This window comes from Flavobacterium sp. AC274 (assembly GCF_979258275.1).
Genome location: NZ_OZ409852.1, coordinates 1,019,864 through 1,032,574, shown reverse-complemented (window position 1 = coordinate 1,032,574; position 12,711 = coordinate 1,019,864). Strand labels below are relative to the sequence as shown.

The 12,711-nt window shown below is 28.3% G+C and carries 17 protein-coding genes; all 17 read right to left on the bottom strand.

Annotated elements, in window-relative coordinates; genetic code table 11:
• Window position 1: 1 nt before the first annotated feature.
• Window positions 2-853, bottom strand: a complete 852-nt coding sequence (locus ACZZZT_RS04645; RefSeq protein ID WP_463459579.1) for an IS3 family transposase — start codon at window positions 851-853, stop codon at window positions 2-4.
• A gap of 14 nt (window positions 854-867) precedes the next feature.
• Window positions 868-1,296, bottom strand: coding sequence for a transposase (locus tag ACZZZT_RS04640; RefSeq protein ID WP_463459578.1), 429 nt, complete (start codon window positions 1,294-1,296; stop codon window positions 868-870).
• A 65-nt stretch (window positions 1,297-1,361) separates the two neighbouring features.
• Window positions 1,362-1,598 (bottom strand): hypothetical protein, encoded by a 237-nt coding sequence (locus tag ACZZZT_RS04635; protein ID WP_463459577.1) that lies wholly within the window; start codon window positions 1,596-1,598, stop codon window positions 1,362-1,364.
• A gap of 568 nt (window positions 1,599-2,166) precedes the next feature.
• Window positions 2,167-2,601, bottom strand: a complete 435-nt coding sequence (locus tag ACZZZT_RS04630; RefSeq protein ID WP_463459576.1) for a hypothetical protein — start codon at window positions 2,599-2,601, stop codon at window positions 2,167-2,169.
• Window positions 2,601-3,035 carry a hypothetical protein gene (locus ACZZZT_RS04625; protein WP_463459575.1) on the bottom strand — a complete coding sequence of 145 codons (435 nt, stop codon included), beginning with the start codon at window positions 3,033-3,035 and terminating at the stop codon, window positions 2,601-2,603. The genes ACZZZT_RS04630 and ACZZZT_RS04625 overlap by 1 nt, the downstream gene beginning before the upstream one ends.
• A 155-nt stretch (window positions 3,036-3,190) precedes the next feature.
• On the bottom strand, window positions 3,191-3,943 hold the full coding sequence (locus ACZZZT_RS04620) for a hypothetical protein (RefSeq protein ID WP_463459574.1): 753 nt from the start codon (window positions 3,941-3,943) through the stop codon (window positions 3,191-3,193).
• A gap of 59 nt (window positions 3,944-4,002) precedes the next feature.
• Entirely contained in the window at window positions 4,003-4,230 is a 228-nt protein-coding gene (locus tag ACZZZT_RS04615; RefSeq protein ID WP_463459573.1) for a hypothetical protein, read from the bottom strand.
• A 98-nt stretch (window positions 4,231-4,328) separates the two neighbouring features.
• Window positions 4,329-4,823, bottom strand: coding sequence for a hypothetical protein (locus ACZZZT_RS04610; RefSeq protein ID WP_463459572.1), 495 nt, complete (start codon window positions 4,821-4,823; stop codon window positions 4,329-4,331).
• Between the two features lie 187 nt (window positions 4,824-5,010).
• Entirely contained in the window at window positions 5,011-5,196 is a 186-nt protein-coding gene (locus ACZZZT_RS04605; RefSeq protein ID WP_463459571.1) for a hypothetical protein, read from the bottom strand.
• A 26-nt stretch (window positions 5,197-5,222) separates the two neighbouring features.
• Complete coding sequence (locus ACZZZT_RS04600; RefSeq protein WP_463459570.1) at window positions 5,223-5,960, bottom strand: hypothetical protein; 738 nt, start codon at window positions 5,958-5,960, stop codon at window positions 5,223-5,225.
• A gap of 2 nt (window positions 5,961-5,962) precedes the next feature.
• Window positions 5,963-6,910, bottom strand: a complete 948-nt coding sequence (locus tag ACZZZT_RS04595) for a hypothetical protein (protein ID WP_463459569.1) — start codon at window positions 6,908-6,910, stop codon at window positions 5,963-5,965.
• A gap of 2 nt (window positions 6,911-6,912) precedes the next feature.
• Window positions 6,913-7,782 (bottom strand): hypothetical protein, encoded by an 870-nt coding sequence (locus ACZZZT_RS04590; protein ID WP_463459568.1) that lies wholly within the window; start codon window positions 7,780-7,782, stop codon window positions 6,913-6,915.
• A gap of 89 nt (window positions 7,783-7,871) precedes the next feature.
• Window positions 7,872-8,825 (bottom strand): hypothetical protein, encoded by a 954-nt coding sequence (locus tag ACZZZT_RS04585; protein WP_463459567.1) that lies wholly within the window; start codon window positions 8,823-8,825, stop codon window positions 7,872-7,874.
• 5 nt (window positions 8,826-8,830) lie between these two features.
• Window positions 8,831-10,198 carry a hypothetical protein gene (locus tag ACZZZT_RS04580; protein WP_463459566.1) on the bottom strand — a complete coding sequence of 456 codons (1,368 nt, stop codon included), beginning with the start codon at window positions 10,196-10,198 and terminating at the stop codon, window positions 8,831-8,833.
• A 198-nt stretch (window positions 10,199-10,396) separates the two neighbouring features.
• Window positions 10,397-10,879, bottom strand: coding sequence for a hypothetical protein (locus ACZZZT_RS04575; protein ID WP_463459565.1), 483 nt, complete (start codon window positions 10,877-10,879; stop codon window positions 10,397-10,399).
• 266 nt (window positions 10,880-11,145) lie between these two features.
• Window positions 11,146-12,099 (bottom strand): hypothetical protein, encoded by a 954-nt coding sequence (locus ACZZZT_RS04570; RefSeq protein ID WP_463459564.1) that lies wholly within the window; start codon window positions 12,097-12,099, stop codon window positions 11,146-11,148.
• Window positions 12,096-12,698, bottom strand: a complete 603-nt coding sequence (locus ACZZZT_RS04565; protein ID WP_463459563.1) for a hypothetical protein — start codon at window positions 12,696-12,698, stop codon at window positions 12,096-12,098. The genes ACZZZT_RS04570 and ACZZZT_RS04565 overlap by 4 nt, the downstream gene beginning before the upstream one ends.
• Window positions 12,699-12,711: the final 13 nt, after the last annotated feature.

Genomic DNA, 12,711 nt, shown 5'->3' with positions numbered 1-12,711 from the left:
ATTAAACAGTTGCAAGAACGTTCTTGCAACTGTTTTTGTTTTTATAGGTTCTTATTTGCATTTGATTTTGACAATGCATTTGATTTGGTGTTAGCATATGATTAGAATAATGTGGTCTTTGTTCATTGTAAATACTTATCGATTCCTTTATAATTTGTTTTTTAATTTTAATTTTTTGATGATATTTATCGATCATAAATTCTTGTTTTAAAATTCCATTAATTCTTTCAGCTACAGCATTTTCATACGGGTCTGAGTTTTGGGTCATACTGCATAAAACTTTATTTTTGATTAGTTCCCTTTGATATTCGTTGGCGCAATATTGCAAACCTCTGTCTGAATGATGGATTAAGGTCAATATATTGGTTTTTCTGTATTTAAGGGCCATTTTCAATGCCTTTAAACTACTTTGTGTATTAAGGTTTTCTGCGACATAATATCCCATTATCTTCTTTGAGTAAGCATCTGTGACCAAACTTAAATAACATGGATGATCTCTTTTTCCGATGTAAGTGATATCGCAGACCCAAACTTGTTCAGGACGATTTATCTCCAAATCTAAAATTCGATTTTTATGTTTTCTAAAACGATGATGTGAGTTTGTTGTTATATGATAGCGCCGTTTTGGCTCAATTAATAAATGATTTGCTCTAAGTATATCAAAGAATTTATCTCTGCCGACTTTTAATTCCTGCAGCTCTCCTGACAAAAGGTAATATAATTTTCTAGTGCCAATCCTAGGCATCTTTTTTCTAATATCCTCCACTAGTAAAACAACCTCTTGAGCTTTGGTTTGCCTGGAGTTTTTTCTTCTAATTCTTCGATAATAAACCTGTCTGTCTATCCCGAACAAATAACAGGTAAATGCTATTGTTTGTTGCTCTTTTTGTTTGAAGTAGTCGATTGTTCGGGTGCAGAGTTTTTTCGGATATCAATTCGATATTCCTTTTCAGCCAAATCAATCATCATATCAAAAAGAATAGCTTTTTTGTCTGCAACAAAAGCCTGTCTTTCCAATAATGCTTTTTGCTTTTCCAATAATTTCACTTGGGCTTCGAGTTCCATTATCTTCTGTTCAGGTGTTTTTGCCATTTGGGTTGGGGTTTGGTTCTCCCAATCAAAGTTACCAAATTTTCTTAACCAATTTAAAACTGTTCCATAACTCTGAATACCATATTGTTTTCTTGTTTGAGTAATAGAAATATTTCCCTTTTCAATCTCACTAACAATCTGAAGTTTTAGTGACATACTGTAATCTCGTTGACTACGCTTTACATAATTTATTTGATCTTCCATAACGATGGCTTTTTGTGTATCGCTATTTCAGGACGAGACATTTCATAAAATAAAAAAGCTTCAATTTATATTGAAGCTTTTTTATTTAAATTATATCTGTATATCGTATGTATTCCAAAAGACAAACCACATATTAACAAAACTATTAAATATTCATTAATAGGCCCATCGACAGGTGGTGGTGGAATTGCCGAGGTTCTATTAGTACTAGTTGGCGCAGGCGGAGTTCCATCTGCCAGAACACTTGATACATTTATCAAGGTTATTAAAAATGCTAATAAAACAGTCTTTGTTATTTTCATAAATCTTAACGTATTGAAAAACAATAGCATATATTATTAAATTCAACTTTATTTATTATAATTCGCACAAAAACAATCTTTTACGCTTTATTACAGCGGCAAATGTAGAAGATTTTGTCTTAAATCCAAGGTTTTTAAGCAAAAAAACTTTGTAATTTTTTGTGTTCTTTTTCCAAATGTCAACAAATCATGCATTATAACATACCCTATTGCTGTTTTATACATTTACGAATATTTTTTACTTTTGGTTTTACGATAATCTATTTATAAATATAATAAGACAATAATTTATTCGTTCAGGTTTTAAAATTCATAAATACTATTTATTCCATAAAATAAATTTCAAATTTTCATTGACAGCTCTTTTCAAAGATCAAATTCAGAGTTACGAGTTTTTAAACTCATTTTGTATTAATTAATGTCTTTTTTATGGAATAAAATCATGTATTCATCTTTATTTATGGATTCAAAAACAAATTCACGTGGTTGATCTTTAGCTTGTAACGAAATGAGTTTCCATCTTCCATAAAAGACTAGCTTGTAAAGATTTTTATTGATTATATTTTTTTCAATATTTTTTCTCTCGATGAATAAAATACTTATAAAAAAACATACCGAGTATTATCAAAATTATAAAAGGAATTGCTAAAATTATAAAATAAACATTTTGATTTTCAGAATCATAAAAGCCGTATTTTTCATCATAATAAAGTTTTATACTATCATTATTTTTTAGTTTACTATCAAAACCATAATGTTCTATAATTTCATTGCCTACTTTGTTTTTAAATTTTATTTTGCCAAAATAGTGGTATGTATTATTGTTTTTATGAGATTTAATACTATCAACATTTATTACCAAAGCATTTATTCTATAACCATAAATTCTAGGTTGAAATACAGTTAACATAATATACAAAGAATAAATACTAATTATAAACATAACAGCAAAGATAATCATCTCCAAAGGAGAAGTTTCTTTTATTGGAAGACCTCTTTTCATCAATATGTTTTTAATTCATTACTTCCCTTAGGTCTATATAAATAAACTGATATATAAGTAGTCGTAACAACATCTTTATCTTTTCTTTTAAATCCTCCCCACAATGCTGATTTTTTATTGTTTATTTTCTCTAAACAAATAATTTTCCCTTCGGCATAAAACTTCATTTCATACTTTTCAATAGGTTTCAAATCAAAAAAATCAAGATTTGCATCAGTTCTAAATTGATAGTCATTATCCCATCCATCTTTTATTTCTGCTTCATTGAGATACATTTGTTGTGCTAATCTTTTTTCTTTATTGTAATATAGATTGGCGAGTTCATTTTTTGTACCAGTCATGTAGATATCTCTTATCTCATTGTATTTTGCTAAAACTTCTTTTCCCAATTGTTTTAGTTTTTCAGAATCTATTATAAATAGTAATAGAACCATTATTTTTTTATGATATTAAATATGTTTCCGTTTTCCTCTAAGTTTTACTTATAGAATGAACAAGTTTACAATTTAAGTAAATTCCAATTTTCTTATGGTAAAAAAACGTGTGTACTCCAATTTTTGATTATTATAAACAGCTTCTATACTAACATTTACTGTTTCAAAATATGTTCAATTACTATATTTTCTGACATTGAATAATTGAAATTTAAAATTTTATTCATCTCTTCAATAGAAATAAGCTTATTATTTTCATATAAATATATATCTGAATAAATAAAAACATGAGAATTGTCTACTTTATAATATTTTAAGCAAAACAAAGAGTTTATAATTGCTTTTTCTATATTAGAATCATAGCTAAGCTTGTATCCAATAACGCTATTGCCTTCTTTTTTTAATATAACATTATTAGTGCTCTTATTTAGATAATCTTCAATTTTAAAATTACCTTGATCAGTAGAAACCCAAATTGTAACTTGTCTTAATCCGTATTCATTTTTAGGATCCTTAAGATCGTAAATCTTAGAATTTTCTTTAAAAGTTCCAATTTTAATAGCATCGAACACATTATTTTTTATACTCCCTGATTCCTTTAATTCTGTCTGTTCAGGTATTTTTAAAACAATATTTTGTTCTTTATCATTTTGTATTGTATATTTTTTTAAAGGAAATTTCACAACTTCATTTAATTCTATTTGTGGTTTTAATGCTAATTCATTTTTTAAAACATTTATTTTTTGTTTGATTTTCTCCACATAAGCAATTTCTTCTTGAATATCGCTTTCAAATTTCTCTTTGGAAATTTGACTAAATTCTATAATAGTATTTTTTGAATTGGAAAATGTTGCATTATCTTTAAACTTTATTATAAATGTTTTACCGGTAAAGGCAAAATCATACATCTCAAAATAACCGTTCTCCTCTATTTTTATTTGTTTTAGCCTCTTAAAATTATTTAGATCTACAATAAATTTTTCAGGTAATTCAAAATAAAGACTGTCATTTTTTTGATAAAATGAAAATTATTATCAAATATTTTTTGCATATAATAACCAGTCAAACCTTTAAATTCTTCTTTGTCTTCTCTATAAATATTAGATATTTCCCAGTATGTTTCTTTGTTTTGTGAATTACAACTTATAATAGATAAATTAAACAATAGCATTAAAATTAATTGTTTGGTTTTCATGACTTATAATTTTTATTTTCCCTCATTTATAACTGATTATTCTTTTTCCTCTAAGTGTAATTCTCCTTTTTCTACTAAATAATAATTATAAAGCAAACTCACATTAAAAAAAGCACAAAAGCTATTTTTAGCTTATTTTCGAAATCAAGTGAGTCTGCATCCATAAAAAATCCATTGAGCACTGTGAACAATAAACTAAATCCTGCAGCAGGTATACAACTACGCAGATACAAATAGAACTTTAAATTATATGTTCCGAAAGATTTTTCAGGATTTAAGAGAATGTATCCAACGTTTAGAAATAAGAAAACATAAATTCCATAATACAATTCAGATTGATTTATATTTTTCATTAAATCAAATGGGAACTTTAAAATATCAATTATTGCAGGGCTTATAAAATATAGAATTAATACAAATATGGATACAGCAATAAAACTAACGAAAAAAATCATGCATGAAATTAGAAATACAGCCATACTATTATCTAGCTCTATGATATTAATACCCAAATAATCATAATACTTTTGGTTTAGCTTTTTTCTTTGCTCAATACCTTCTTTAGCACTAAAAAAAACATTTACTGGATTCAAGAATGAAAAAAGATGAGTATAAATGTGCCGATTACTTGGAACCAGAGTAGATCCATTATATCTAATTCATTTCCTACATTAATTTTTTCGGAATAAAACATAATTAAATACAAGATACTATAACTAACACTGTAAATAAAAGTGGTGATAAAATAAAAACTGTATTTCTTTAATGAAAAGGTTATCATTATCTAATAATTTCAAGTTTTGCTCCTGGGCTTGGGCGATAAAAAAATAATCCATAAAATCTTAATTTTTCACCAGTGGTTCCATAAACAACAGGAAAATTTTTTAGTTTACCTTCATTCTTCAATAAACATACAACTTTCCCATTACCTAATATTTTCATAGAGTAATTATCTATTGGCTTCATTTCAATTAGAGCATTACATTTTTCTTCTAATTCTTTCCAACCATTGTTATAATTACCATTACTTTCTGAATCGAAAAAAAAGCTTGAGCTATTTCTTTTTCTCTCTTATATATCATTGTTGCAATTGTATTAACATCTTTATTATTAAATGCATCTCTAACATTATTGCATTTTTCTAACACTTCTTCTTCTAGTTTTTTAGGCTCTTCTTTGCTTAAATCTACTCCTTTACTCCAGCCTTCTAATTCATATGGAACTTTTGCTGTAAAATTCTCTTCTACTTTTATGTATGGAACATCATCATCTATTTTAGGTAATTTTGCACGATAATCTTCGATGAAATCTTTAAATTTTGTTTTATAGTATTCTCCATGTACAATTCGCAAACTAAATTCAGTATCATGATCTACAAATTTCTCTAAGATTCCATTTTTTATAGCTTTTGGATAAACAACGTAACGTACTGATTGAATTCCACTCTTAAGAATATATTGGGGTATATCAATATTTTGTTCACCAGCCGTTCTTCCTGTTGTAAAAGAAAAATCGACCAACATATCATTAATGTAAATTTCGTAAGTACAAAGATTAGTATTTACTTTAAGTTGATAAGTTGGGTTATGATCGTATTTTTTTACTTCTTTGGATATACTGTTGTATTGTTCTTTGGTTATCATCGTTTCCTTTTCTTTGGTGTTTTGTGCGCAACTGTTTTGCAACAACAATACACTAAAAAACAAGAAAAATTTACAAATCGATTTCATATTTATCTAATAATTTCGAGTTTTGCTCCTGGGCTTGGGCGATAAAAATATTGAGGATAAACATTATAAGTATCTTTTGTCTCGCTTCTTATTACTGCTTTATTGTAAAAAGGGCCTTTATCAATTAAAATTGTCACTAATCTTCCTTCTCCCATTATTTTCATTTTACCTTCTACAACTTCAACACCTATTGATTGATTAAAATCATCTTTTAATTCTATTTCCCATTCTTCTGAATTTTCTTTGGTAGTAAAATAAAAAGCTTGATCTATTTCTTTTACTCTATTATATTGCTCTCTTGCCAATCCTTCAATGTCTTCATTTCGGTACAAATCGGCAATTTCGTTCATTTTAACTATCACTTCTTCTTCTAATTTTTCAGGATTTTCTTTACTTAAATCAACGCCCTGACTCCAACCCTCTAAAACATATGGCACCACTGCTTTAAATTTGCCTTCTAATTCTATAAATGGTAAATCTTTGTCTATTAAGGGTAATTCAGCTTTAATAACTTCAGTATATTTCCCATTTTTCTCTCTTTCGTAATCTTGATACGTTACTCTTAATTTTAGTTCTACATCTCTAGAAACAAATTTTTCGAAATTTTTATTTTTATCTAACAAAGGATAAATTTTCACTCTAAAACTTTGTATTCCACTTTTAAGAATATAATTAGGTACTTGTACAATTTGCTCACCTGCAGATCTACCTCCACCTGCTAAATAAACAACCAAAACATCATTAATATAAATTTCCATGGGACAATTATAACTTTGATAACGTAATTGATATATAGGATTATAATCGTACGATTTTACATTTTTATAATTGTTTTTTATTCTATCTTGGTATTCAGTACTCATAATTTCTTGTTTTTTAGCAGTTTGTGCGCAACTGTTTTGTAACAACAACACACTAAAAAACAAGAAAAATTTATAAATTGATTTCATATTTATCTAATAATTTCGAGTTTTGCTCCTGGGCTAGGGCGATAAAAATATTGAGGATAAACAACATAACCTTCTTTAAGTTTATCTCTAATTATTGCTTTATTAAAAAACGGACCACTATTAATTAACACTGTAACCAACTTCCCTTCTGCCATTAATTTCATTTTACCTTCTAGTACTTCAGTTTTTATTGATTCCTTTAACCCATCTTGCAATTCAGTTATTAATTCTTCTGACTTTTCCTTTTTATTAAGATAAAAAGATTGTTCAATTTCTCTTGATCTATTATATTGCTCTCTTGCTAATCCTTCAATGTCCTTATTTCGGTACAAATCGGCAATTTCGTTTATTCTGCCTTTTACTTCTACTTCTAGTTTATCGGGATCTTCTTTGCTTAAATCTACACCTTTGCTCCAACCCTCTAATGTATAAGGAACTGTAGCTGTAAATTTACCTTCAAGTTCTACAAATGGTAAATCTGTGTCTATTTTCGGTAGTTCGAATTTCATAACTTCTGTAGAATTAAATACACCACCTTTTAAATCTTTTCTATAATCTCCATAAACCACTCTTAGTTTTAATTTTGCATCTCTAGAAACAAATTTTTCAAAATTTTTACTTTTATCTAATAATGGATAAATTTTTACTTTTATACTTTGCAAACCACTTTTTAGAATGTATTGTGGAATTTCAACATGTTGCTCTCCTGCAGATTTACCACTGCCGGGTAAATAGATAACCAATATGTCGTTTACATAAATTTCAAGAGGACAATCTAATTTATCATAACGAACTTGATATATAGGATTATAATCGTATGATTTAACATCTTTATAAATATTTTTCACTTTGGTTATATAATCTGTATTCATAATTTCTTGTTTTTTAGTGTTTTGTGCGCAACTGTTTTGCAACAATAACACACTAAAAAACAAGAAAAATTTATAAATCGATTTCATATTTATCTAATAATTTCGAGTTTTGCGCCAGGGCTTGGGCGATAAAAATATTGAGGATAAAAGTCAGAATAACCTCCTTCAACTCTACTACGAATTATGGATTGATTTCTAAAAGAACCATCAGTTATCAACACAGTAACTAATTTTCCATCGCCCATAATTTTCATTTTTCCGTTTAGTAATTCTACACTCTTTGACTCATTTAGAGCTTCTTGCAATTCGCTCTCCCATTCCGCAGAATTTTCTTTGGTATTAAAATAAAAAGCTTGATCTATTTCTTTTACTCTATTGTATTGCTCTCTTGCCAATCCTTCAATATCTTTATTTCGGTACAAATCCGCAATTTCTTTCATTCTTCCTTTTACTTCTTCTTCTAGCTTTTCAGGATCTTCTTTGCTTAAATCTACGCCTTTGCTCCAGCCTTCTAAAGTATAAGGAACTGTTGCCGTAAATTTTCCTTCAATTTCTATAAAAGGTAAATCTTTGTTTATTTTCAAGGATGTTGAATGATAATCTTCAGTAAAATCTTCAAATTTTGTTTTATAATATTCACCATGTACAATTCGAATAGTAAGCTCTGCATCTGGATTTACAAACTTTTCTAAAACTCCATTTTTTATTGCCTTTGGGTAGATTACATATCGAATTGATTGTATCCCGCTTTTAAGAATATATTCTGGTATATCAATATTTTGTTCTCCTGCAGTTCTTCCTGTTGTAAAATCATAATCCACTAATATATTGTTTATATAAATTTCATAAGTACAAAGATTAGTATTTACTTTAAGTTGATAAGTTGGGTTATAACCGTATTTTTTTACACTTTTATAAATGTTTTTTATCTTGTCTCTGTATTCTGTACTCATATTTTCTTGTTTTTTACTAGTTTGTGCACAACTGTTTAAGGTTATCAAAATGGTTGCTATTGCTATTATTTTTATAATGTATTTGTTCATATTCTTTATTTTAAATAAAATTTGTCAGACTCAAAAGTGTGTTCTAACATGGTGATTTCTATTTCTACTTTTGATTCTCCTCCAACTATTTCTGTTTCTTCTACAGTTCCATCCTCTTTGATTCTATTTTTTTTAATTTTAGCTCCAATCACAGCTGTAAAAGTCAGTTTAATACCATCAAAAGCCAGGCTTGACTGCATCCAGATTCCTTGGTCATCTACGCCTAAAGTGCCAACAATACCCAAGCCAACTTCTCCTTTGGCACCAACACCCGCTTCTGCTACTGCTTCATACTTTCCTTTTATTACTTTAGCAATTATTTTTATAGAAATTTCAACTCCTGCTGTAATATGTGCATCACCTTTGGCTGTTATTATTTGGGGTCCTGCCAGTGTGTTGCCTTTATAGCTTAGATCAGTACTTATTTGCCCTTGTACCCAAAAATCTACTACTATACCATCAGGGTTATCTCCTAAAGCAGCGAGTAAAGTTTTTACAGCTGCCAGTACAGCATAAGCAATGGGGTGTCTGCGGCAAAGCAAATCAAGAATATGCCACGTAATTTTCATTCCTATTAATGGGCTTGCCATGAAAACAACATTGTAGCCCAATCCTGAGCGTCCTGCCAACTCAGGGTATTTTTGGCCATCGACAAGCTCAAATTGCCAATCAGCTCCAATTTTAAATTCAGGAAACAAGATCTCTACTTCTTGTGTAGATCGAGTGAGTGATTCTTCGAGACCTTTGATTCTTGATCTTGCTTGTGCATCACTTAAGAGACCATTTATCTCTTTGTCTCCCTCAGCTTTATTTTTGGGTGTATCATTTTTACCTTTGATGGTTTCAGATACCCATTTTACCATCTCAAAAAGGTCTTTGTACTGTTTTGCTAAAGCAGCTGTGTTTTCCAAAAAATCTCTTGTAAGCTCTAGCTCAGTGTCTTTATATATTTGTGCTTTTATGGACACATCTACATCTTTCATGATTTTGAGTAAAGTCGATAGTTTTCCTTTCTTGGTTGTGGGGCTATCTATAGTAGGAGCGGCTTTTGCTTCACCATATACTTTTTTATAAGTATCAAGTGTTTTTTGATTTATCTTGTCTAAAGTTTCTTTTTTATTCTTCTCATTATCTATTTTTTGCTGTATTTCTCTCTTGGTATCTTCATTAGTCTCAGTATTGAGTTTTGCCTGAAGTTTATCTGTAAACTTGTTGCCATCCCAACTGTATTTTTCAATTGTTTTTTTCTGATCCCAAGAAGGAATAAGTGTTTTTAGTTGATCTTCTTTAACATTAAATCCAAAAATAAGACTCCATTTTATATCTGGATAAATAGATATATTTACATTTTGCTGAAATGCACAAGTGCGCAAGTGCTTCTATTTTGAAAGTTTGCCTCTTTTTTCGAGATTACCAAGCCAAAAATATTTTGCAACATCAATATATCTAGCGGGACTATCCATAGAAATATTATAATTATAAAACGCATCAAACTCTATTTGATTTTGTTTTACGGTTATTATTCCTTTTTCTTTGTTTACCTCTTCTTTTTGTGTTATTTTTCTATTTGGTCATTTTTCTATCTTTAAATACCTCTTTTCAACTAAATAACTATTTGCTATAAAAGCTACATTAAAAAACATTGCATATGCAATTTTTGCTTTATCTGTAAATATGTCATTATTTATATCGTTTCCTGAAAAATAAAAAATCATATTAAATAAAATAAAAAATGCACATAAACAAAATGCTATAATTCCAGAGTTGACATAAACTTTGAATTTTAATAAATATGATTCTACAGATTTTTGTGGATTGTAAAGAATATAACCTATGTTTAAAAATAAAAAACTATAAACACCATAATACAATTCAGATTGATTTACATTCCGCGCAAATCTAAATGGAAATTTTAGTACTTCTAAAAATGGAAGTCCCAAATAGTTAATAATTAATACAAATCCAATTAGAATTAAGGAGAAGAAAAAAATAAATAAAATGGTAATTAAATATGGTGTTAACGCATTGTCTAATGATATAATGCTATAGCTCATAATATCAAAATATTTTTTATTTTGTTTTTTTCTATTATCTATTCCTCTTTTTGCACTAATAAATATTTTTAAAGGATTTAATATTGAAAAAAAATAAGTAAAATAATAGATGATACTTGAAAAAATAATAAATTTATAATATCAGCCCCTTCATCTGCATAAAAATCTTTAGAATAAAATTTAAATAAATAAAGAGTGGAATAACTTAAATTAAAAATGAAAGTTGTAATAAAAAAAGCTGAATTTATTTGTAATTGAATTCATAGCTATCTAATCACTTCTAATGGAGCTCCAGCTTTGGGACGGTAAAGATACATTGCATAAGTTTGAAAGTTACCTTCTGCATCTTCCCGTATTAAGTTTGAAAAATTAAAATAATATTTATCTGTTCTTACTAAAGCAACCATTTTTCCGTTTCCATAAAATCGCATGGCGTAATCCTCAAACACAAATGGCTTAATATCGTTTACATGTTTTACCCATCCATCTATCAGCATTTGAGAATCTTCGGGCTGATTTCTGTATCCCACTTTATCTAATTCTAATTGTCTTTTGTAATATTTTCCTGCTATAGCATTTACATCCTTGGCATCATAATATCCTATCATTTCTTTGTAGAAGTTCTCTACTTCTTTCAAAAGTTTGTCTTTGTCTTCTTTGGTTAAATCAACACCATTTTTCCATCCTTCTACATCATTCTCATAAGGAACTATTGGAGCATCAAATTCTAGATGTACTTCATAATAAGGTAATTTACCTTTTTGCTTTGGTAATTCATATCTTAGAGCTTCTTTAAAATCTTTTACTTTTTCTTTTCCATAATCTCCATAATTAATACTAAGCTTCAATGCTATATTTTCCATGTCAATTTCCTTTGCCATAATAAAATCATCATCTTTTAAAGGGGTCATCCGGATTGTTAGTTTTTGTTTTCCAGAATGTAGCAATGCTTCATTAATTGGCATAGAACCTGTAAAATTCTTTGAATTATAATTTTTTATCAATTGTTCATCATTTACCAAGGCTTCGAAAGTAAAATTGGAAACCTTTTCAATATGCAGTGTATAACTAGGGTTGTAATCGTACTTTTTTACTTCTTTATAAATATTTGCTACTTTTTCTATATTTTCCTGATTCATTATGTCTTCTTTTTTTATTTCTTTTTGTGCACAACCTGCAATACTGTAATTAATTAATAATAGAATAATTATTTTTTTCATGATATTAAATATATTTTGTCTGTTTCAAATTTGCAATTTAAAAAAGTTATCTCTCCTTCTATAGATCCTCCTATTTCAAATAACGGCTTATTCTTTTTTAAATTTCCACTATCCTGTTCTTTTAATTGTACAATTCCCGTTGCAGAAAATGAAAGTTTAATTCCTTCAAATTCTAATTCTTTTTTAACGAATAATCCTTTACTGTCAATTCCGTAAAAATCAGTTAAACCAATTCCTGCTTCTGCTCCGGCTCCAAATCCTAGTTGCAAAATAGCTTCATAACCAAGTGTTTTATATGTATTTGCAATATTTATTTTAAACTCCAGAGCTGTTTTTATACTGGTTTTTCCTTTAGCTTTAATTTCTTTAAAACCTGCCAGCGTGTTATATTGAAAATCAACAGTGTTATCTATTTGTCCAGATACTGAAAACTCACAAGTTATAGCGCTTGGATCATCTGCTAATATATACAATAAGGCATCAATAGCTTTTAATACTGCATAAGCAATAGGGTGTCTTCTGCATAAAAGCTCTAATATATCCCATTTTATGGAGACACCTAAAAGTGGTGCAGCTTTTAATATTAAATCTATACCCAATCCTTGCCTTCCT